The organism is Pedobacter alluvionis, from assembly GCF_003664035.1.
Lineage (GTDB): Bacteria > Bacteroidota > Bacteroidia > Sphingobacteriales > Sphingobacteriaceae > Pedobacter > Pedobacter alluvionis.
This window is the reverse complement of record NZ_RCCK01000013.1, coordinates 48163-70836: the sequence shown is the minus strand read 5'-3', so window position 1 is coordinate 70836 and position 22674 is coordinate 48163. Positions and strand designations below refer to the sequence as shown.

The 22674-nt window shown below is 37.0% G+C and carries 20 protein-coding genes; 7 read left to right on the top strand and 13 right to left on the bottom strand.

Translation table 11 applies throughout. The annotated features are described in order from the left end of the window. Positions 1-164 precede the first annotated feature (164 nt). Together BCL90_RS17055 and BCL90_RS17050 are read right to left on the bottom strand one after the other, a co-directional pair. On the bottom strand, positions 165-1358 hold the full coding sequence (locus BCL90_RS17055) for a C1 family peptidase (protein WP_121285218.1): 1194 nt from the start codon (positions 1356-1358) through the stop codon (positions 165-167). Positions 1359-1469: 111 nt separating this feature from the next. Next, positions 1470-2897 (bottom strand): L-serine ammonia-lyase, encoded by a 1428-nt coding sequence (locus BCL90_RS17050; RefSeq protein WP_121285217.1) that lies wholly within the window; start codon positions 2895-2897, stop codon positions 1470-1472. Positions 2898-3075: 178 nt separating this feature from the next. Here BCL90_RS17050 and BCL90_RS17045 point away from each other — a divergent pair, with 178 nt between their 5' ends. Then, positions 3076-6816, top strand: coding sequence for a restriction endonuclease subunit S (locus BCL90_RS17045; RefSeq protein WP_121285216.1), 3741 nt, complete (start codon positions 3076-3078; stop codon positions 6814-6816). A gap of 1 nt (position 6817) precedes the next feature. Here the strand turns inward: BCL90_RS17045 and BCL90_RS17040 are convergent, their stop codons facing one another. The 9 genes from BCL90_RS17040 to BCL90_RS17000 all read right to left on the bottom strand — a co-directional run bounded on the left by BCL90_RS17040 (position 6818) and on the right by BCL90_RS17000 (position 15345). Continuing rightward, positions 6818-7477, bottom strand: coding sequence for an MgtC/SapB family protein (locus BCL90_RS17040; RefSeq protein ID WP_121285215.1), 660 nt, complete (start codon positions 7475-7477; stop codon positions 6818-6820). Between the two features lie 221 nt (positions 7478-7698). Then, positions 7699-9333 (bottom strand): chaperonin GroEL, encoded by a 1635-nt coding sequence (groL, locus tag BCL90_RS17035; RefSeq protein WP_121285214.1) that lies wholly within the window; start codon positions 9331-9333, stop codon positions 7699-7701. 133 nt (positions 9334-9466) lie between these two features. Beyond that, complete coding sequence (locus BCL90_RS17030; RefSeq protein ID WP_121285213.1) at positions 9467-9757, bottom strand: co-chaperone GroES; 291 nt, start codon at positions 9755-9757, stop codon at positions 9467-9469. 236 nt (positions 9758-9993) lie between these two features. Continuing rightward, the gene (locus BCL90_RS17025) at positions 9994-10758 is read right to left on the bottom strand and encodes a TIGR03915 family putative DNA repair protein (RefSeq protein ID WP_121285212.1); all 765 of its coding nucleotides are present in this window, start codon (positions 10756-10758) and stop codon (positions 9994-9996) included. Between the two features lie 23 nt (positions 10759-10781). Continuing rightward, positions 10782-12038, bottom strand: a complete 1257-nt coding sequence (locus BCL90_RS17020) for a putative DNA modification/repair radical SAM protein (RefSeq protein ID WP_121285211.1) — start codon at positions 12036-12038, stop codon at positions 10782-10784. Between the two features lie 265 nt (positions 12039-12303). After that, positions 12304-12948 (bottom strand): HD domain-containing protein, encoded by a 645-nt coding sequence (locus tag BCL90_RS17015; RefSeq protein ID WP_121285210.1) that lies wholly within the window; start codon positions 12946-12948, stop codon positions 12304-12306. A 73-nt stretch (positions 12949-13021) separates the two neighbouring features. Then, a complete protein-coding gene (locus BCL90_RS17010; protein WP_121285209.1) occupies positions 13022-13303 on the bottom strand; it encodes a helix-turn-helix domain-containing protein in 282 nt (93 codons plus the stop codon). A gap of 301 nt (positions 13304-13604) precedes the next feature. Next, complete coding sequence (locus BCL90_RS17005) at positions 13605-14099, bottom strand: hypothetical protein (protein ID WP_057933225.1); 495 nt, start codon at positions 14097-14099, stop codon at positions 13605-13607. Positions 14100-14166: 67 nt separating this feature from the next. Continuing rightward, positions 14167-15345, bottom strand: a complete 1179-nt coding sequence (locus BCL90_RS17000; RefSeq protein ID WP_121286154.1) for a THUMP domain-containing class I SAM-dependent RNA methyltransferase — start codon at positions 15343-15345, stop codon at positions 14167-14169. Between the two features lie 71 nt (positions 15346-15416). Here BCL90_RS17000 and BCL90_RS16995 point away from each other — a divergent pair, with 71 nt between their 5' ends. From BCL90_RS16995 to BCL90_RS16985, 3 genes are all read left to right on the top strand, one after another. Continuing rightward, positions 15417-15782: a DUF3127 domain-containing protein gene (locus BCL90_RS16995; RefSeq protein WP_057933226.1), complete on the top strand. Its 366-nt coding sequence runs from the start codon at positions 15417-15419 to the stop codon at positions 15780-15782. A gap of 273 nt (positions 15783-16055) precedes the next feature. Next, positions 16056-17876 carry a sensor histidine kinase gene (locus BCL90_RS16990; RefSeq protein ID WP_121285208.1) on the top strand — a complete coding sequence of 607 codons (1821 nt, stop codon included), beginning with the start codon at positions 16056-16058 and terminating at the stop codon, positions 17874-17876. A gap of 149 nt (positions 17877-18025) precedes the next feature. Further along, on the top strand, positions 18026-18721 hold the full coding sequence (locus BCL90_RS16985) for a response regulator transcription factor (RefSeq protein WP_121285207.1): 696 nt from the start codon (positions 18026-18028) through the stop codon (positions 18719-18721). Between the two features lie 184 nt (positions 18722-18905). On the opposite strand, the gene BCL90_RS16980 is transcribed toward BCL90_RS16985, so the two are convergent. Both BCL90_RS16980 and mqnB read right to left on the bottom strand, forming a co-directional pair. Further along, complete coding sequence (locus BCL90_RS16980) at positions 18906-19754, bottom strand: menaquinone biosynthesis family protein (protein WP_121285206.1); 849 nt, start codon at positions 19752-19754, stop codon at positions 18906-18908. 116 nt (positions 19755-19870) lie between these two features. Beyond that, positions 19871-20494, bottom strand: a complete 624-nt coding sequence (gene mqnB / locus BCL90_RS16975) for a futalosine hydrolase (RefSeq protein WP_121285205.1) — start codon at positions 20492-20494, stop codon at positions 19871-19873. Between the two features lie 93 nt (positions 20495-20587). On the opposite strand from mqnB, the gene BCL90_RS16970 reads away from it, so the two are divergent. From BCL90_RS16970 to fabD, 3 genes are all read left to right on the top strand, one after another. Further along, entirely contained in the window at positions 20588-20998 is a 411-nt protein-coding gene (locus tag BCL90_RS16970; protein WP_029274209.1) for a 6-pyruvoyl trahydropterin synthase family protein, read from the top strand. Between the two features lie 12 nt (positions 20999-21010). After that, positions 21011-21646: a GTP cyclohydrolase I FolE gene (gene folE, locus BCL90_RS16965; RefSeq protein WP_121285204.1), complete on the top strand. Its 636-nt coding sequence runs from the start codon at positions 21011-21013 to the stop codon at positions 21644-21646. Between the two features lie 138 nt (positions 21647-21784). Beyond that, positions 21785-22666: an ACP S-malonyltransferase gene (fabD, locus tag BCL90_RS16960; RefSeq protein WP_208529776.1), complete on the top strand. Its 882-nt coding sequence runs from the start codon at positions 21785-21787 to the stop codon at positions 22664-22666. Positions 22667-22674: the final 8 nt, after the last annotated feature.

Here is a 22674-nt window from a genome sequence, read left to right as displayed (position 1 = left end):
AATGACGATCATTCTGTCGGAGTCTCAACTAAACTTCCTCAAACGCTTATCCATCATCCATTATTCTTTGCGCTCTTTGCGAAAACTTTCGCGCCCTTTGCGGTTAAAACCAACAAAAAAGCCGCAAAATTTCTTCTGCGGCTCCACAAATGATTTTGATTGAATTACAAAGCTAATTTTTTAGCAATTGCAGATGGAATACCTGCTTTATTTAATAAAATTGCTGTCGTTTTATACTTTACGTAGTTTTTAGTTACGTATAAGTATCCTTTATAATCGTTGGTAGCACCCCAGGAGTTTTTAACGATATAATATTCTTTACCTGTTTGATCTTTGGCCAGGCCGACAATGTGCATACCATGATCATCTGTGGTTTGATAGTTATCGAAAGCAAGCTGACGGTTCTCCTGCGTAATTTCCATTTCTGGCTGCGGGCCGTTAAACATTTCTGCTTTTTGTTTCACGGTCATGTCAGCGAAAGGTGTTTGCGGAACAAAAGCCACACCGTTTTTCCAGCTGAAGTTTTTTTCGCTTACATCTGTAGCCCATGCAACAGTGTAACCACCTTTTAAAGCGTTATCAATAATGTCAGTTAACTCGTTTACTTTAACGTTGTAAACCTGATCGAAAGACCAGTTATCAGGCACTAATAAAGTAAACTTGCTGTAGAAAGGATGATCGTTGAATGATGAAAGTTCTACATAGTTATCGGCGTTTAAACCCACCACTTCCTGAGCGAAAGTTTTTGGTGTGTATTTTTTGCCATTGTAGGTAAAGTTTTCAGGTACAGCACCTAAATAAGCATCAATTACGCCTGTGTAGGCCTTTAACCAGTTTGGAGTTAACTCGCCATTTGCATTTTTTACAACAGCTTCTAAAACACCTTTTTCAATATCGCCAAGCTCTGCGGTTTTATTGATTTTAGTGCCATAATTTAATCCGGTGTATACTTCCTGCGGAACTGCGCCATATTTTCTATACATATTGATTACATCGTGTAAAGCGCCACCATCGCCTAATGAAACCGCACCATGCATACGCACATAATTTTTACCTTTTTCTACATAGGCATTACGGGCCGAAAAAAGCTGAGATAAGGTTACTGGCTGTTTACCAGCTTTAATCATTTCTGATTCTAAAAATGAGTTGGTAGAATAACTCCAGCAAGTTCCTGAAGATCCTTGATTCTGAACTGGTGTATTGGCCAGGTTAATCACTTCTGTAAATTTAAAAGAAGCGGTACTGTTTTCGCTTTGGTTGTTTTTTAAAGAATTAACGAGATTGTCTTGCGCATAAGTCGCTGATATAGATAACGACAAAGCCAAACCAATCACACTGATTTTTGTGTAGTTGATCATTTTTTATGAATAATTAATAAAGTCAGCGAATGTAAAAATACTTGTTGATTTGTCAACGGAAAGTTTGTAATAAAACGATAACATCAGTCATTTTATTGCAACAATGTTGAATTAACATTCTGGCAAACTGATCGGAATATTGGTTGCCAAGCCTCCATCAGATGTTTCTTTGTATTTGGCATTCATGTCGAGGGCAGTTTCCCACATCGTATTTACCACAGCATCTAAACTTACTTTTGCCTTATCAGGATTGCTTTGTAGCGCCAGCTGACTAGCTGTAATGGCCTTAATGGCGCCCATGGTGTTTCTTTCGATACAAGGGATCTGTACTAAACCGCCAATCGGATCGCAGGTTAAACCCAGGTGATGTTCCATGGCAATTTCTGCGGCCATTAAAACCTGTCTTTGCGAGCCGCCTAAACATTCCGTTAGCGCTGCGGCAGCCATGGCTGAGGAAACGCCAATTTCGGCCTGACAACCACCCATAGCGGCTGATATGGTTGCTCCTTTTTTGAAAATACTACCAATTTCTGAAGCACAGGCAATAAACTGGATGATTTTTTCTTCGCTATAGCCGTCGCAAAAGGTAATAAAATATTGTAATACGGCTGGAATTACCCCTGCAGCACCGTTGGTAGGGGCAGTTACTACACGACCAAAAGATGCGTTTTCTTCATTAACGGCTAAGGCAAAACAGCTTACCCAATCTAAAATATAATTAAAACCGTTTCCACCTTTTCTAATGGCTTCTAACCAGCTATTATAATCAGAATATTCACTTTTTCCAATTAACCGTTTATTTAGTGGAAATGCCCGTCGTGCTACATTTAAACCACCTGGTAAAAAGCCTGTGGTATGACAACCACGGTAAATACAATCGCGCATTACGGCGAAATGTTGTAGAATACCTTTTTTTGTCTCTGCTTCAGTACGCCAGGCCAATTCGTTTTCCATTACAATTTCGCTCACTTTTAAACCTGTTGACAGGCACCAGTGCAACAGTTCTTTTGCTTTTTCTACCGGAAAGGGAAGGTCTACCTGGGCTTTATTGCTATTGTCTTCGCCCTCTTTGATTACAAAACCACCACCAATAGAATAGTAGGTTTCTGAAAAAGCTTTTCCTTCTTTTAAAAATGCCTGAAAAGTAACGGCATTTGGATGGAAGGGCAAACTTTCGGCAAAAAGAAAGAGTAAATCTTCATTATAATCAAAATCGATAATTAAATTACCAGCAAGGTTCAGTTTTTTATCGCGTTGGATACTTTCGAAAGTAGGAGTGACCGCGTCTACATCAAAAGTTACGGGATCAGCTCCTGTTAAACCGAGTAAAATAGCAACATCCGTTCCGTGGCCTTTACCTGTTTTGGCAAGCGAACCATAAAGCAATATTTTGATGCCCTCAACATCATCAATCAAATTGTTTAGCGCGAGTGAAGCTGTAAATTGTTGCGCAGCCCGCCATGGACCTAAAGTATGTGAGCTGGATGGGCCAATGCCTATTTTAAAAATATCGAAAACTGAAATTTGTTCCTTGATCATTATGAATATAGTTACACAAAGCTATGATAAGTTTTTGAGGAATTACTTAGGTTTGCAAACTGAAATTTTAAATGTAATTTTCGCTAAATAAATTAGTAATTTAGCTATCTTTGTTAGTTGTTAGAAACTTAATTAAAGATTTTTTTAAAATTTTATTAGTTTAATACCAAACATCAAAATGCCTACAAAAGATTTCGCTACTATATTAGGGTTTACACCAAAAGAAGGCTCATTGGGGATATTTATAAGAAAATATTCGGATGGGACTACTATTGAAATTGATTTCGAAAAAAATACTTTTCACTTTGGGGGAAAACTAAAGATTCAAGGTAAAGACGTTCAGAATATTACTAAAGCCGAGGATTGGGTTGTTCTGGAATGTTTGAATAGACTTTTAGAAAAAGGATATAAACCCGAAAACATCTCGCTTGAAAAGGTTTATCCTGCTGGGCATGGTTTCTCTGGGAGGTTAGACATTTGCGTTACCCGTGAGGATGGCTCCGAGTATCTTCTTATCGAATGTAAAACATACGGTAAAGAATTTGATAAGGAATTTGCCAAAATAAGAAAAGATGGCGGGCAATTATTCACATATTTTAAGTTTAGCAATAAGGCTGATGTTATCATGCTTTATGCATCAGAACTGAGAGGGGATGAAATTGTTTTTAAAAATGAAATTGTAAAAATTGAAGATGATTATAGAACGGGTGATGTAAAAGATTTTTACGAAAAATGGAATAAACTAACAAAAGATAACGGTGTTTTTGATTCTTGGGTAAGACCATACAACTTTGAGAGTAAGGCTTTAACAATTAAAGAGCTTGAAGAAATTCGTCAAGAAGACAGCAGTTTTATTTTTAACCGTTTTTTAGAGATTTTACGTCATAATGTAGTTTCGGATAAGGGCAATGCGTTTAATAGAATTTTCACTTTATTTTTATGTAAAATATATGATGAAAAAGACAAAGAAGGTACGGATCAAGAGCTAGAATTTCAGTGGTTTGAATCACCCTTTACTTATGATGGTGTATTTTACGAAAAAGATAATCATAGAAGTTTTCAAATACGGCTTACAGATCTGTATAAAAAAGGCATGAAGGCATTTTTAGAAAAGAATGTAACTGATTTTTCTGAAACAGATTTCAATAATAAATATTCTTATTTGACTGAAGATCAAAGAGCTCCGATATTATCTGATATTAAAAAACTCCGTCTTGAAAAAAACAATGAATTTGCTATAAAAGACGTTTATGATGAAGAATCTTTTAACGATAATGCTGTGGTTGTTAAGGAAATTGTGGAGTTACTTCAAAATTTTAAAATTCGTTACACAAAAAAGCAACAATATCTTTCAGATTTTTTTGAGTTGTTATTAACTACAGGTTTAAAACAAGAAAGCGGCCAGTTTTTCACCCCTGTTCCTGTAGCCCAGTTTGTAATTAAAAGTTTGCCTTTAGATAAAATTATTGAGGAGAAACTTCAAAAAGGAGAGAAAAATGAATATTTACCTTATGTTATAGATTATGCTTCGGGAAGTGGTCATTTCCTTACCGAAACCATGCACGAAGTTCAACGGATTATTGATAAAGGTGATTTTAATGGGGTAAAAGCAGAGGTGAAAAGATTTATTCAAATGTCTAAACAGTTTCATTTCGATTGGGCTTTTGATTATGTATACGGAATTGAAAAAGATTACCGACTGGTTAAGGTTGGCAAAGTAGGCTGTTATCTTCATGGTGATGGATTGGCTAATGTAATCCATTCTGATGGGTTGGCCAGATTTAATCACAATGATTATAAACTAAAATTAAACCATAGGGATAAAGATTTTCCTAAAGAAAATAAACAGTTTGATGTAATTGTATCGAATCCACCATATTCGGTTTCTGCTTTTAGAAATAATGCTTCAAAATATTACAATCAAAACGAATTTGAGTTGTATAGTAAATTAACTGATAACAGCTCCGAAATTGAATGTTTGTTTATTGAGCGTACCATGCAATTGCTAAAAGATGGTGGCGTTGCAGGGATTATTTTGCCGAGTTCAATTTTAAGTAATACAGGAATTTATTCTAAATCCCGAGAAATTATTTTGCAATATTTTGATATTGTTGGAATTACTGAATTAGGCTCTAATACCTTTATGGCAACTGGTACGAATACAGTTGTTTTGTTCTTGAGAAGAAAAAATAATTATGAGAGTCGTAAAATTAAAATTGCTACAGAAAAATTCTTTACGAGTTTTCAGGATTTAACCATAAATGGAATTGAAAAACCAGTTGCAAAATACATCAACTATGTATGGGAAACTATTTCTTTTGATGATTATATTTCTTTATTAAAAAAAGAGCCTAATAAAACAATTACTCAACACGAAATTTATAAAGAATACCAAAAGAAATTAAAAGCCAAAAACAATGTAGCATTTTGGAATTTACTTTTAGAAAAAGAGTTGGATAAACTCCATTATTTCATTATCGCCTACCCACAAAAAGTAGTATTAATAAAAAGTGGTGAAAAAGATGCCGAAAAACGTTTCTTAGGCTACGAATTTTCTAACCGCAGAGGAAGTGAAGGAATTCACCCGATTCAAAGGGGTAAAAATATAGAAGATTGCACTCAACTTTTTGACGCGGAATTTTTTGACAACCCAACCAAAGCAAGTACTTACATTTATAAGGCATTTCAGGGCGATTTTGATTTTGAAATTGATGAGACGATGCTAAACAATGTCTCACGCCACAGCTTGGTCGATATGCTGACTTTTGACCGTGCCGAATTTGAAAAAAACATCTCACTTTCGGTTAAAAAAAAAGTAAAATTTGAATCGATTTGGGGTACAGACAAACTTCAATTATTAGGAGAAATTACCCAAATAAAAAAAGGAACATCCATTACAAAAGAAAAAACAGTAAAGGGGATGATACCAGTTATTGCTGGCGGTCAAGAGCCTGCATATTTTCATAATGAATCAAATCGGAATGCAAATACTATAACAATAAGTGCGTCGGGTGCAAATGCTGGTTTTGTAAACTACTTTGAAACGCCAATTTTTGCATCTGATTGCAATACAATAATTTCAAAGGATGAACATAAAATTTCGACTAAATTGATTTATTTATTTTTAAAATCAATACAAAGTGAAATTTATGGTTTACAGCGTGGACAAGCACAACCACATGTATATAGTGATGATTTATCGAATGTAAAAATTCCATTTCCTCCAATAGGCATCCAACAAAAAATAGTTTCTGAAATTGAAGTTTTAGAAACAAAAGAAAAGAAAGCAAAAGAGGATCTAAGTACTTTGAATTTTACAATTCAAAGTATTATTAATAAATCATTTTCAGATTATTCTTTAGAACTTCTAGGGAATATATGTTACTCTACAGAATACGGTTCTTCTTCTAAGTCCGAAAAAAAAGGTCTTGTTCCTGTCATCAGAATGGGGAATATCCAAAACGGGAGAATTTTGCTTGATGATTTGGTTTATTCAAATGATGAAGAAGAAAACAAGAAGTATTCATTAAAATATAATGACGTTTTGTTTAATCGAACAAACAGCCCAGAATTAGTTGGTAAATCGGGAATATATCAAAGCAATGAGCCTGCAATTTTTGCTGGATATCTCATTAGGGTTAATTATAAAGAAGATATTATCTTACCTGTTTATCTAAATTATGTTCTTAATAGTGAAACCATTAGAAATCATGGATTCTCAGTAATGTCTAAAAGTATTAATCAGGCTAATATTAACGGGACAATTCTAAAATCCTACAAAATCCCACTTCCACCACTTTCCGAACAACAAAAAATAGTTTTAGAGATTGAAAAAATTGAAGCAAAAATTAAACTTTTGGAAAAAGAAATCGCAGAAATACCGAAACTGAAAGATGCGGTTTTAAGGAAACATTTGTAGTTTAAAAATCAAACTCAATAATATCATCATCTTTTAGCATACGCTCTACAAATTTCTGGTGGTTTTGTGGCGTGCCGGTAGCCGTCCAGTTTCCTGTAATAATGTTGTTTACCAACTGATGTTTGCCACGTTGCGGTTTCAGCTTGCTTTCCCTGAAAACTTCTTCATAACTTTCTAAATCGTCATGTGTATGTTGTTTTTTAACAATGCGATAGATCCGCTTGGTAAAACGACGGTCGCCAATTTCTTCTAAAAATGGGAAGATAATCAAAGCCAGTATAACCACAATCGTAACACCAATGGCCTGCTCGTAATAACCTGATCCAACAGCCATTCCAATTGCGGCAACTATCCAGATAATACAGGCTGTGGTGAGCCCTTTAACGCGGTTTTCTTCTTTGAAAATCACTCCGGCACCTAAAAAGCCTATTCCCGTAACAATGTTCGAGGCAATACGGTCTTGACTGGTTGGCCCGATTTTGATAGATAAAATGGTAAATAGGGCAGCTCCCAAACCAATCATCATCATGGTTTTGAGTCCGGCAGATTTACTTCTATACTCGCGTTCGGCACCGATTATGCCGCAAAGTAGGGTAGCCAATAAAAATTTATTGATTTCACTTTGTGTAATGAAATGGTTTTGGTCTATGATTTCGTTCATTGCCTTGAATTATCACGGCAAATTAATAAAAATCATAACATCTCAGGCCATTTGCCCTGCCTCTATCTGAACTATTTGGAAAATACTTTTCGTAACCCACAAACTAAATGAGCAGGTTATAGATTTGGTAAAGCTTTTTTTCTGCTATTAGCATAAAAAACCCCTCAAGGCATTATACCTTGAGGGGTTTTTACACGAAATCGTTTCGTTACAAGTGGGTATTACATCATACCACCCATACCGCCGCCGCCCATTGGAGGCATTGGAGCACCACCTTCTTCAGGTTCGTCTGCTAAAACAACTTCTGTAGTTAATAACATCGCTGCAATAGATGCTGCATTTTCTAAGGCTACACGGCTCACTTTAGTTGGATCAATAACACCTGCTCCAATTAAGTTTTCGTAAACATCAGTACGTGCATTATAACCGAAATCGGCTGTACCTTCTTTAACTTTTTGAACTACGATAGAGCCTTCAATACCTGCGTTTTCGCAAATTTGACGTAGTGGCTCTTCAATCGCGCGACGGATGATCTGGATACCAGTGTTTTCATCCTCGTTAGCACCTTTTAGGTTTGCTAAAGCTTCAACAGCACGTATAAAAGCAACACCACCACCAGCAACAATACCTTCTTCTACAGCCGCACGGGTTGCATGTAAAGCATCATCAACACGGTCTTTTTTCTCTTTCATTTCAACTTCACTAGCTGCACCTACATAAAGAACTGCAACACCGCCAGCCAATTTAGCCAAACGCTCTTGTAATTTTTCTTTATCGTAATCAGATGTAGTCGTTTCGATCTGAGATTTAATTTGGCTAACACGAGATTTAATATCTTCTGAGTTACCAGCGCCATTAATTACAGTTGTATTGTCTTTATCAACAACAACTTTCTCAGCAGAACCTAAATAAGTTAAATCAGCATTTTCTAATTTATAACCTCTTTCTTCTGATACTACAATACCACCAGTTAAGATCGCGATGTCTTCTAACATTGCTTTTCTTCTGTCACCAAATCCTGGAGCTTTAACAGCAACAACTTTCAATGAACCACGGATTTTATTAACTACCAAAGTAGCTAAAGCTTCGCCATCTAAATCTTCAGCAATGATTACCAATGGTTTACCAGTTTGAACAGTTTTTTCTAAAACCGGCAACAATTCTTTCATGTTGCTGATTTTTTTGTCGTAGATTAAAATGTAAGGATTTTCTAATTCAGCTTCCATTTTATCTGCATTGGTCACAAAGTATGGAGATAAATAACCTCTATCAAATTGCATACCTTCTACTGTTTTAACTTCAGTTTCAGTACCTTTTGCTTCTTCAACAGTAATTACACCATCTTTACCCACTTTGCTCATTGCCTCTGCAATTAACGAACCGATAACCTCATCGTTGTTCGCAGAAATAGAAGCAACTTGTTTAATTTTGTTATTGTCTTCGCCAACAGCTTGCGATTGTGCTTTTAAGTTTTCTACAACAGCAGCAACCGCTTTATCGATACCACGTTTTAAATCCATTGGGTTTGCGCCAGCAGCAACGTTTTTAATACCTGTAGTGATAATTGCCTGAGCCAATACAGTAGCCGTAGTCGTACCATCACCAGCAATATCAGCTGTTTTTGAAGCTACTTCTTTAACCATTTGAGCACCCATGTTCTCAACTGCATCTTTCAATTCGATTTCTTTCGCTACAGTAACACCATCTTTAGTGATTGCTGGTGAACCGAATTTTTTATCGATAATTACGTTACGTCCTTTTGGACCTAATGTTACTTTTACTGCATTTGCAAGAATATCAACACCTCTTTTCAGGGCGTCGCGTGCTTCTACGTTATATTTTACTTGTTTTGACATTATTTTTTAAATTTTGAATTATTGTATGAGAGAATGATTGAATTTGTATTCTTTTCATTCTAACATTATTATTTTATTTGTTGATTAATGCTGAATTCTCTTATTCGAAATTCAGTCATTCAATCCTAAATTATTACTCTACAACAGCGTAAATATCAGTTTCGCGCATAATCAGGTAATCTTTACCTTCGTAAGGGAACTCAGTACCGCCGTATTTACCGTAAATTACAACATCGCCAACTTTTACACTCGCTTTTTTACCTTCAGAATCTTCTTCAGAAACAGATACTACGGTTCCTTTAGATGGTTTTTCTTTTGCAGTATCAGGGATATACAAACCTGATGCAGTTTTTTCTTCTGCCGCAGCCGGTTCAACGATTACTCTGTTCGAACTGCCAGCAATTGGTTTAAGGTTTAACGCCATAACTTTTATTAAATTTTTATTTTGATTTGAATTTTTAACTAAGCTACAATCAACACTTTTTATGCCAAGTGGTTTGGAGGGACAAATTTTCACCAAACTGTCAATCTTTTCACACTAATGGAGAATGTGGGTGTCAGCATGGCAGTAAGTTTCAGTTTTTTTCGCCAGAATTATGGATATTCAGAGTTGACAACTTACTAGCCTGGTATGCTATTAAAGTTGTCAACTCTTGTTAGCTAAACCGGCGCTTTTTCTGTCAAATATTTCCAGTACCTTTTGGGTACATGCTGCACATGTAATTTGGTGTTTTTGCGGGCTACAATATTTGCACTTTTAAAATAATCTTTCCAAAGCGTTGCATATAAAGCTTCGCCTTCATCCATCAAAATTGATGATGGGTTTTGTTTATTTATACCGTTAGTAAAACTAATTGTAATTTCTTCCACCGTGGTTAAATTATAGTGCAGGCCATACTTCCGTTTTAAATCATAAATCACCCATTGCTGATCGGCATATCGGTTTTTAAAATGATTGGATATTAAGGGTAAAACATTAAAATCAGGATCGATACTGGCATAAAATATTCCATCGCCCGTTTTTTGAAAGCGGATAAATGCCTCCATCCTGTGTTTTTCCCGCTCTACACTTTTTGCATATTTAGCTAAGGCAATTACATGTTCGTTGCCATAATTATTTTCGGCACCTAACTGATTTTGAAAAATATATAAGGTAAACTGAAAAAGGTGATTGTAAGCTTCAGGAATTTCTGATAAATAACTGCAATAAAATTTACGGAGCCATTCTTTTTTTAGTTTTTTTTGAAGCCCGGCCCAAACGCGATCAGCCTTTGTTGCATCCGTCATAACAGTTAAGCTTTCTGCAAAAGCTTCCGGCTGAAACATTTCGGTTGATTTGAGCATCACTTTGCCAGGCTTGCGCTCAAACCATTCAAAAGAGGCAGTTAAGAGCCCTTGAAGTGAACCATCGAAAATGTAGGTCATTGTTTGTTTGTTAGATCTATCTTTTAAAACAAAAGTATCTGGTTGTTATCTGTTTTTAAATATTTACTTTTACTCTCTGCCAAAATAAAAGCTTTAATCTGGGTACCTTGATAATCTTTGAGCTGATAAGGGCTATCCAGGCAAACAATAAAGTGTTTGGCGCGGTTATAAGCCACCCCGATTTTCTTTAACTGATCAATCCTTAGTTTACCGAATTTCCTGGCCTGTACAATCTTTTTAGCCGACATTACGCCAATACCAGGAATACGAAGAATCATTTTATAATCAGCCGTGTTAATATCAACGGGGAAGTGCTGCATATTACGGATCGCCCAACTAAGTTTTGGATCAATATCCACGTCAAGATTTGGGTTGGCATCATTTAAAATTTCCTGCACTTTAAAGCCATAAAACCGCATTAGCCAATCGGTTTGGTACAAACGGTTTTCCCTTAACAGCGGTGGCTGTGTGCCTAAAACCGGCATACGGCTATCGTTACTAATAGGTACATAACCCGAATAGTATACTCTTTTTAAAGAAAAATTTTTGTAAAAGGCATTGGCCGTGTACATAATGTCTTTATCGCTTTCGGGTGTAGCACCAATTACCATTTGGGTACTTTGGCCTGCCGGTACAAATTTGGGCACATGTTTAATCAGTTTTTTATCTGCGGTAAACTGAGTAATCTGCTTTTGCACAAAGTCGAGCGGCTTAATTACGTCAGCATGATTTTTTTCGGGTGCCAAAAGTTTTAATCCGGCCTCGGTAGGCATCTCTAAATTGATACTCATCCGGTCGGCATATAAGCCAGCTTCTTTTATTAATTCATCGCTGGCTCCTGGAATAGTTTTTAAATGGATATAGCCATTATAATTTTGTTCCAAACGCAACTTTTTTACCACCAGCAGTAAGCGTTCCATGGTAAAATCGGCATTTTTGAAAATCCCTGAACTTAAAAATAATCCTTCAATATAGTTCCGTCGATAAAAATTCATGGTCAGCTCTACCACTTCATCTACTGTAAATGCTGCACGTTTTATATCGTTACTTTTCCGTGAAACACAGAACAAACAATCGTAAATACAATGATTTGTTAGCAGGATCTTTAATAAAGAAACACATCTGCCATCTTCTGTATAGGTATGGCAAATGCCCGAAGTGTGGCTGTTGCCAAGCCCTTTTGTATCATTCTTTCTCGTGCCGCCGCTTGATGAACAAGAAACATCATATTTAGCGGCGTCGGCAAGAATATTTAATTTTTCACGAATGCGATCAGACATAGGAATTGTTTTGCTAACAAAGATAGTTTAATAACTAAAAATATTAGCAAATTGATTTGTTTAATCTATTCGGATTTGGAATAATCGTATTAGCCGATACTGTTCGAAGAATTCAATTTTCTGTTCAACGGGAGCTTATGCCCCAGATTAATTTGTCCAGCGGGTTAAAAAAAAGAATTATTTTTTTAATTTAAAGCTATGCCTTTTCCGCCAGCCAAGTTTTACTGGCTACAAAGATCTTGGTTTTAAATAGTCTTGTTGTGGGTTATTTGCCTTCCCATTCTTTATAAAAATGTTCCAGGTAGAGCAGCATAAAATTGTGCCTTTCTATGGCTATTGTTTTTCCAGCTTCTGTATTCATCATGTCTTTCAACAGGAGCAGTTTTTCGTAAAAATGATTAATCGTAGGGGCCGTTGTATTTTTATAACTTTCTTTGTTAAGGTGCACTTCTGGTAAAATAGCCGGATCATAAAGCACTCTGTTTTTGAATCCTCCATAGGTAAATGCCCTGGCAATTCCAATTGCTCCAATAGCATCTAAACGATCCGCATCCTGTACAATTTGCATTTCTTTTGAGGTAAAACCTTTACCATCAAAACTATTTTTGAACGACATGTTTTGTATAATTAACTTAACATGCGTAATAACTTCAGCTTCAACAGCAATTGATGCTAAAAATGAAGCAGCCATGTTTGGCCCCAGTTCTTCATCACCGTTATTGAATTTAGGATCAGCAATATCGTGCAGCAATGCGGCAAAGGCTACCACGAGTTCATCACCATTTTCTTGTTGGTTAATGGTTTGAGCGGTTTTATAAACGCGTTCGATATGAAACCAATCGTGCCCTGCTTCGGCATTGGCAAGTGTTTCCTGAACAAAATCGATGGTTTTTTGGATGGTAGCCTGCATAGTTCTAAATTTATCCCAAAGATATTGGAATTATTTGCAGGGTAAAAGAAATGATATCAACAGCGGCCGGGAATTAACCCAAGGCCGTTGTTCTGCTTTCATCATCAGCAATAATTTTAATTAAATCATTGTGGTTGAGCGTCAATAAATGAGAAACTTCAACTTCTAAAATTGCTGCAATTTGAAATAAACGGTCGATAGTAAGTTTACTGTAGCCTAACTCAATCTTGCTGTATGCATTTTGAGAAATTTTTAATTTCGCTGCCAGATAATCCTGAGTATAGTCTCTGTATTCTCTTATTTTTCTGATATTCCCGGCAACATTCTTTGCATTTAAAGCCAATACATTTTCCATAAAAGGGATAAATTTTTTAATGTTTTTTATTAGGTACGAAACTTTTATTCCTATAGATTTTAAAATGTAAATTTTTAGCACTATTAAGAATTATACGAACCGGGACAGACGACTAAATAGGATAACAAAAAACAGCATAAAATGTTTAGGTGTTTTGTTTTTGTTGATCGTCAGGTTGTTAAAGTGATTTGTTTTTTAGACAGCCGAAAGGGAATAGGAGCGAACGGGATATTTAAGAATGTGATAGTTTGCGGAAAAGCTTGCCAGAGAAAAAATCAGGGTAAGAAATTAATTGTAAAGGTTAATATAATCCCCAGTCATCTTCAAACTCATCTTTTTCGAAATATTTAACCCATTCGATAAAGAGTAGACGAAATTTTTCAATTTCGTCTAAAACAATGTCTTTATATTCCGGAGTGCAGATTTCGAACATATCTGCAGCTCTTACCTGGGTTTCTAATTCACGACAGTTGGTTCGGATAATAGAAGCATTTTCCATTCTCAAAATATACATATCTGCACCCTCTGCCCCAACAATTTTAGGGCAAAGCATCAGTGCATTCTGCATAATTAAGTTGGCTGTCATTTCGGCCATTTCTCCCTCCAGTGTTTCGCAGAACAGGGCGGCATATTTGTACACGGCTCTTGCCTGGTTATAAAGACTTTTAGCCCTGGTTACTTTCAGTCTAACCTTTTCGGCATCGACACTTGATAGGTTTTCTTCATCCTCATCATCCCGGCCAAATCGGCTAAAATGCTCCCATTCGGGCATATGGTCCATGTCATCAAATTCCATATTTTTTCAAAATTTTTACGTTATGGTACGTAAGAGAGTGTAATATATTAATTTTCAATCAAAAAGACTAGGCATCAATTAGTGGCGCCCGGCGAGAGCCATCATATAATTCATACTCTAGTAAGCGACAGTCTAGTTTACCATTATAAAATTCTACTTTTTTAGCAGCTTTTAATCCAATTTTCTTAGCAAGGTCAGGATTTCCGGTGAAAATATATCCCGAATAACCTTTACATTTGGTTTTCATAAAATCGCCCATGCGTTTATACGTCAATTCCAGCTTGCTGTGTATACCTAAGCGTTCGCCATATTCAGGGTTAAAAACAACAACACCTTTGCCGTCTTCAGGAACGGGTGTTAATTCAAAATCGCAAACTTCAAATTCAATTAAAGTATCAACACCTGCCGTTTTAGCGTTTCTACGGGTTACTTCAACTGCATCTTCCGACAAATCGGAAGCTACAATTTTGAGATCAATATTTTTAATTACCTGATCTTTTAAAATTCTGCGCTCAGCGAAAAAATCTTCTTCGTTATAACCTAATATATGCATAAAACCATAATTCATGCGGTATAATCCCGGGGCACGGTTGGTGGCAATCAGGGCTGCTTCAATAGCTAAGGTTCCTGAACCACACATGGGGTTTATAAATGGCGATTTTTTATCCCAGTTGGTTGCTAAAATAACCCCAGCTGCCAAGGCTTCTAACATTGGTGCCTTTCCTGGGATTTTCCGGTAACCGTGTTTGGCCAGCGTTTCGCCAGAAGTATCCATAAAAACATCTGCATCGGCATCTTTCCAGTATAAATGCACTACTGCTTTGTTTGCGTCCGATCCGGAGTTGGGGCGGATGCCTTTTTTCTCTTTCATACGGTCTACAATGGCATCCTTTACTTTTAAGTTTGCAAAAAGCGGCGTAGTAATATTTGGGTTATCAACATTTGAGGTTACGGAGAAGTAACCCGAAAAATCAATCAGTTCTTCCCACTCAATGGCTGCAATTTCTTTATACAAATCATCTGGTGTAATGGCTTTGAAACTTTTTATTGCATATAGAATCTGACTGGCGCAGCGTAAGTTTAAATTGAGCTTAATACACTCTGTAAGGGTGATGTTGAGCTCAACACCCGTAGCAAAAGACCGCTCGATGGCATAACCTAGAGCTGTAACTTCTTCTTGTAAATAAGGCGAAAGGCGCTTGTTGCAGGTAATAATTACCTTGCTTTTATTGTGGAAAACTTGCATCATAATATATGCGAAGTTATCAATAAAATTATAGAGATTTGATGTTTATAGTACATTAAGTAGTATTAGTTATGGAAATTAAAGGAAAAGTACACGAAGTAGGTGCCACACAACAAGTAAGTGAAACGTTTAAAAAACGTGATTTAATAGTAGAATACGCAGAAAATCCAACATACCCAGAATACATCCGTTTTGAGGCTTTACAAGATAAAACTGCATTATTAGATACATTTAAGGCAGGAGATGAGGTTGAGGTTTTCTTTAATTTACGTGGTCGCCCTTGGACAGATAAAGCGGGTAAAACATCATATTTTAACAGTTTGGTTATTTGGCGTATCAATGCAGTTGCAGCAGGTGCTCCGGCAGCTACTCCAGCTTATGCAGCTCCGGTTGATGTAAGCAATGCGCCAGGTGAAGATGATGATTTGCCTTTCTAAATAAAGAGTCTTTTTTAAGCAAACAATTTTGAACCATGCCGAGGCTTAGCCTCGGCATTTTTTTTGCCCATGCCAGACTTACGAAGTTCTTCCATCACTTATACTTCCGAAGTTTACCAGGCTGGTATTCCCGAAAACTTCGGAAGTCTTCTCAGTGCTGTTAAAATATGTTAAAAACAAACACTTGGCTTAGCTATTCAGTATTTTTGATATCTGTTTAGATTTAAGAAGATTATGCCCGGTTTTTTTTAGTTTAAAAACCAATCCAGTTCCATGAAGAAAAGAAGTTTTTGGTTAATTACGGTTTTAATGACGGTAGCGCTACTGGGCGTGTTTGTAATGCAATTGTATTACATCCGGGAATCGTATAAGCTAAAATCCCAGCTTTTTGACGAGCAGGTAAATCAAACGCTAACTTCGGTAGTCAATAAAATACAACGTAGAAATGTTGCTGATCACCTCAACCGCAAAGATGCAGAAAACAAGCTGAAACAGCTCCAGGATTCGAGACAGCGTGTGCTTGATATTAAAGATTTAAGACAGCAATATGTACAGGAGGCTGAGCTTCGCCAGGTTGAGCGCGAAAACCAGATCGAAAATTACCTTAACCAGCAAGATAGTATTATACGTAATGCTTACCGTGCACCCGATGTAATTTCAGAAAAGGAATACAGTTCTTTAACCTCGAAAAACGGCGATAAGCTCGACCTGCAGATGGATGCTTTCGTGGACATGAAGAGCCTGATTATTAAAGGCTACAGCATGCGTACCAAGCCTTTTTCTGCGCCGCCAAAAGCATTCGAGTTTAAAAGTTTGCAAAGTTTGCCCGATACCTTAAGGTACCTGGTTTTCGATCCGCGGGATGGTAGCCCGGGTTTTGCCAATGTTCCGAAAATACCAAGCGACTTACAGAAAAAGTTTAAACGGGAAGATGATATAGCTAAAAAGCAGTTAGAACTAAAAATTGCAGCGCTGGGCAAAGATACTTTTTCGTATACAAGGTTAAGTGTGGTTGAGGATGTGTCTAAAGAACTGCAGGAAACCAATGTGCCAATTTATAAACGCATTAATTTTAGCTCTTTAGACCGTTTATTAAAGCAAGAGCTCCTTGCCAATAACATTTCATTAGTGCCTTCATACCGGGTTTCGTTAGCCAGAAAAGATTCAACCATTTTTATGGCGGCTTCTAACGTTAAAGGAGAGTTTTTGCCCGAAAATACCTATAAAACACCTTTGTTTGGCAACGATATTTTTCGCGATCCCGGAATGCTCTATGTCAGTTTTCCAAATAAAAATTCTGCCATTATAGCTAATCTAAGTGTTACACTAGCCTCATCAATTGGCCTGTTGCTGGTGCTTGTTTTTATCTTCTCTTATACGCTTTATGCTATTTTGAAACAGAAAAAACTGTCGGAAATGAAAACAGATTTCATCAATAATATGACGCACGAGTTTAAAACGCCTGTGGCCACTATTATGATTGCCAGTGAAGCTTTAAAAGATCCGGAGGTGACAGAAGATAAAGCACGGTTAAAACGTCTGGCAGGAATTATTTATGATGAAAATGTTCGCCTTGGGAGTCACATCGAACGTGTTTTAAGTATTGCCCGCTTAGAAAAGGGTGAGCTTAAAATGGAGAACACCGAAGTAGATGTTAACGATTTAATTGTGATTGTGTTGGATAGCATGGAATTGCAGCTGCAGAAAAGGAATGCCATTATCAATGTACATACCGACGCAGAAAATGCTGTTGTATATGGCGATGAGCTGCATTTATCCAATGTAATTTATAACCTGATTGATAATGCGAATAAATACAGTAGCGATACGCCGGAGATTACCATTAGGACCCGCAATACCGGCAAGAATTTAATTATCGAAATAGCAGATAAGGGAATAGGCATGACCAAAGAGCAGTCTAAAAGGATTTTTGATCAGTTTTATAGGGTGCCAACAGGTAATTTACATGATGTTAAAGGCTTTGGTCTGGGTTTAAATTATGTTCAGGATATTATTAAAAAACTGAATGGAACGGTTAAGGTAAGTAGCGAAAAGGATAAAGGAACAACGTTCGAAATATCTTTACCTTTATAAAAGGTGCTTTATTGATATATTAAAATTGAACGGTTTAACGGCTCTTGTTGTGGAGTAGTAATTTAATTCACAGATACATTAAACTGTTATGCATATTCAGAATCAAACTCCCAATGTAGCTAATGCTACTATTGAATAAAAACAAGAAAATGAAAAAAATACTTCTGGTAGAAGACGACCCCAATTTAGGTTTATTGTTACAAGACTATTTGCAGTTAAAAGGCAAGTTTGATGTAGTATTATGCACCGATGGCGAGGATGGATTGAGAACATTTAACAAGCAAAACTTCGATTTATGCATTTTAGACGTGATGATGCCCAAAAAAGATGGTTTTACATTAGGTAAAGACATAAGAAAGGTAAACACGCAGGTGCCGATTATTTTTGCAACGGCTAAAACCATGCTGGAAGATAAATCTGCGGCCTATGATTTAGGTGGTGATGATTACATCACTAAACCTTTTCGGATAGAAGAGCTTTTACTGCGGATTAATGCGATGTTTAAACGCGTAGCCAATAAAACAGATAACAGCGATGAGGCCGCCGAAACACAGTTTTCTATCGGGCGATATCATTTCGATTATACTACCCAGATTATTACCGATAGCGATCATCAGCAAAAACTCTCTACGAAAGAAGCCGAGTTGTTGCGTTTGTTGTGTTTAAAAAAGAATACCGTTTTAACCCGTGAAGAAGCATTGTTAAGTATCTGGCATGATGATAATTACTTTAACGGAAGAAGTATGGATGTGTTTTTAAGTAAGTTGCGCAAGTACCTTAAGGCCGATCCAACGGTAGAAATTATTAACGTACACGGAAAAGGTTATAAGTTGCTGGTGAGTTAGCACGGTGTTTAAATGCGGATGTTGTAATTTTGAAATGTTCCGCGCTATCGTCATTTCGAGCGAAGAGCAACGCAGTCGAGAAATCTATTTAGATGGGCCTTTCTACCGAGTCGTCACCCTGAACTTGTTTCAGGGTCTTTCATGAAAAAATTAGATCTCTCCACTGCGGTCGAGATGGGAAGAATTAAATATACAAATTCTCCTGAATAGCAGGAATGATTCCGCGTTCCTGCGCCAGTTTAAATAAGGTATCAACTGCTTTTCGACCTTCTTCGCCAAGGTTTATGCTGTATTTATTCACATATAACTCGATGTGTTTGTACATCACGCTTTCTTCCATGGCCTGGGCATGCTGGCGGATAAAATCGATTCCCGATTGTGGATGTGCAAAGGCAAACTCTACCGACTGGCGGACTAAACGGTTCACTTTTAACTGCAGATCATGGTTTAAATTACGGTTAATTACAATTCCGCCTAATGGAATGGCACAACCTGTTAGTTTTTCCCAATAATCGCCTAAATCAACGATTTTATTTAATCCCTTATCCTGATAGGTAAACCTGTTTTCGTGGATAATCAGTCCTAAATCAATCTGTCCGTTAAGCAAAGCCGATTCAATTTCAGAAAAAACAAGTTCCTGTTTGTTTTGTAAATGGGGATAGGCAATTCCCAGCAAAAAATTCGCGGTAGTATACTTTCCTGGTATTCCAACCCTCAGTTTGGAATCTGGTGTTTGGAGTTCGGCATCGTTTTCTCCATTAAAATGTTTCTTACTGATCAATAGCGGGCCTACACCAAATCCGAGTGCACTCCCTGCATCCAATAAAGCGTATTGGTTGGCTACGTAGGCAAATGCATGAAAACTTAATTTGGTAATGTCTAATTCACCCCTAAGTGCCTTTTGGTTTAAGGTTTCTACATCATCGTAAGAAACCTCAAATTCTAATCCTTCCGTATCAATTTTATGGTGAATAAGCGCATCAAAAATAAAGGTATCGTTAGGGCAGGGAGAAAATCCAAGTGTAAGTTTCATCTTTATTTTTTTGTTTTCAGTTGTTAGATGGAGCCTTTGACAATTAAAATAATTATTTTAATTGTGTCGGGTTCATAAATCAAAATTAAGTACTGCAGTAAACTAATCAGTCATAATCAGTTCATTTCTCCAACAAAAGCAATGGCCCAATCGTTTAAGTTTTTAATGGCCAAACCAATTTCCCAATTGTCTTTATTTCTTGGTTCTACATAATTAGATATACTTCTAATCTGTAAACAATCTATATTTAACTGTTTACCGGCATAAAAAACAGCAGCACCTTCCATACTTTCGGTAGTTGGATTTAACCTCTCGATTAAGTTTTTAATGCTTTTTTCGCTTCCCGTTACACAGTTCACAGTTATGCCTTTTGCCATAGGTAAGTTAAGGCTTTTTTGCATCTTCGATGTATAATGGTTCTCCCCAAAACCTAAATCGCTTATGGTTAAAAAATCATCTCCGTTTTCGGCGCCCAGTTCAGCAAAAGTATCTTCAGTAATATTCAATACTGTACCTAAAGCAATATCCCGGTCGAAGCTTCCGGCAATACCGAAATTTACCACAAGGTTATATTTAGATGAAAGATGTTTACCCAGGGCAAAGGCTGTTGCTACCATCCCAACTCCGGTAATCAGCAAATCGAAATTTTTACTTTCCACAAAATCTCCGTCCGGTAAATTAAAATGCTGGTAAAAGAAGGTAAGTTCGGCTTTAGTAGCAGCAACAATTAAAGTTTTCATGCAGTAAAGTTAGCAGATTGTTTTCTTTTAGCTTTGGTCTTTAGTCTTTAAGCTTAAACCTTTATCCGTATATTTGCATTTTATTTTATAGTAATGATTTACATAACGAGAAAAGCATCATTTAATGCGGCGCATAAATTGGCCCGTACCGATTGGGATGATGATAAAAATAATGAAGTTTATGGTAAATGTGCCAACCCGAACTGGCATGGCCATAACTATTGGTTATATGTTACCGTTAAAGGCGAAGTGAATCCGGAAACAGGTTTTCTGGTTGATTTGAAATGGCTGAAAGACGTAATGAACGATTATGTGGTAGATAAGGTTGATCATAAAAATTTAAATCTTGATGTGGATTTTATGAAAGGCAAACTGGCTTCGACCGAAAACCTGGCCATCGAAATCTGGAAACAACTTTGGGCTCCGATTGCAGAGAGCGGCGCAGTTTTACATTGCGTAAAAATCTACGAAACCGAAAATAATTTTGTTGAGTACTTTGGTTAAAAACCTAAATTAATGAGCAATAAAGACGTATTAAAAGGCGAATCGAGAGACGGTTATGTAAAAATAGACCGTTACAATGAAGATAAAATTGAAGCTGTAGCTACACATTATAAAGATATTCTTGGCCAGTTGGGCGAAAATCCGGAACGCGAAGGTTTACTAAAAACACCCGAACGAGTGGCTAAAGCGCTGCAATATTTAACACATGGATACGATTTAAAGCCTGATGAAATCCTTAGATCGGCCATGTTTGAAGAGGATTACAGCCAAATGGTGGTGGTTAAAGATATTGAAGTGTATTCGATGTGCGAACACCACATGTTGCCATTCTTCGGCAAAGCGCATATTGCCTATATTCCTAACGGACACATTGTAGGTTTAAGTAAAATTCCTCGTGTAGTTGATGCTTTTGCCCGCCGTTTACAGGTACAGGAACGTTTAACGAACGAGATTAGAGATTGTATCCAAAATACCCTTAGCCCGATGGGCGTTGCGGTGGTGATTGAATGCAAGCACTTATGCATGTCTATGCGTGGTGTACAAAAGCAAAACTCGGTAACCACAACATCTGCCTTTACCGGAACTTTTTTAAGTAACGATAAAACAAGGGCTGAGTTTTTGAGGTTGATTACAGCGAGTTTAGACTAATTGGTATCGAGTATTTAGTATCAAGTAGGAAGAAGAAATTTCAGGTAAGATAGTATTAAGTAGAAAGTATTAAGTATCATGATGGGCGCCTAGATAAAAAACGCTAAGCGCCAAACACGATACGCCAAACTAATTATAATGAAAGCATATATTTTTCCCGGACAGGGAGCGCAGTTTGTAGGTATGGGTAAAGATCTTTACGAAAATCCCAAAGCCGCAGTATTATTTGAACAAGCCAATGAAATTATCGGTTTCCGCATTAGCGATATTATGTTTAGCGGAACAGATGAAGAGCTTAAGCAGACCAATGTAACCCAGCCAGCCATTTTTTTGCATTCGGTGATATTGGCTAAAGTGTTAGCCGAAGATTTTAAACCAGATATGGTTGCTGGTCATTCTCTGGGCGAATTTTCTGCTTTAGTGTCTGCAAATGCATTGAGTTTCGAAGATGGATTAAAACTGGTTATTGCCCGCGCAAATGCCATGCAAAAAGCATGTGAGGCACAGCCATCAACCATGGCAGCTATTTTAGGTTTAGCTGATGATGTGGTTGAAAAAATCTGTGCTGAAATTGATGCTGTAGTGGTACCTGCAAATTACAACTGCCCCGGACAACTGGTAATATCGGGCAGCATAGAAGGTATTGATCTTGCTTGTGCCAAATTAACTGAAGCCGGAGCAAAAAGGGCATTAAAATTAAACGTAGGCGGTGCATTTCACTCTCCTTTAATGGAACCGGCAAAAATCGAATTACAAGCGGCTATTGAAGCCACCAATATTGCATCACCAATTTGTCCTGTTTATCAAAATGTTGATGCTAAGCCCTATACAGATCCAGCTGAAATAAAAGCTAATTTAATTAAACAATTAACCGGTGCTGTACGTTGGACACAGACAGTAGGTAACATGCTTGCCGATGGCGCAACTGAATTTGTAGAAGTTGGTCCGGGCAATGTATTGCAGGGATTGGTTAAAAAAGTAAGCCGCGAAGTACAGACAAGCAGTGCTGCGATAGCATAATTTATTTA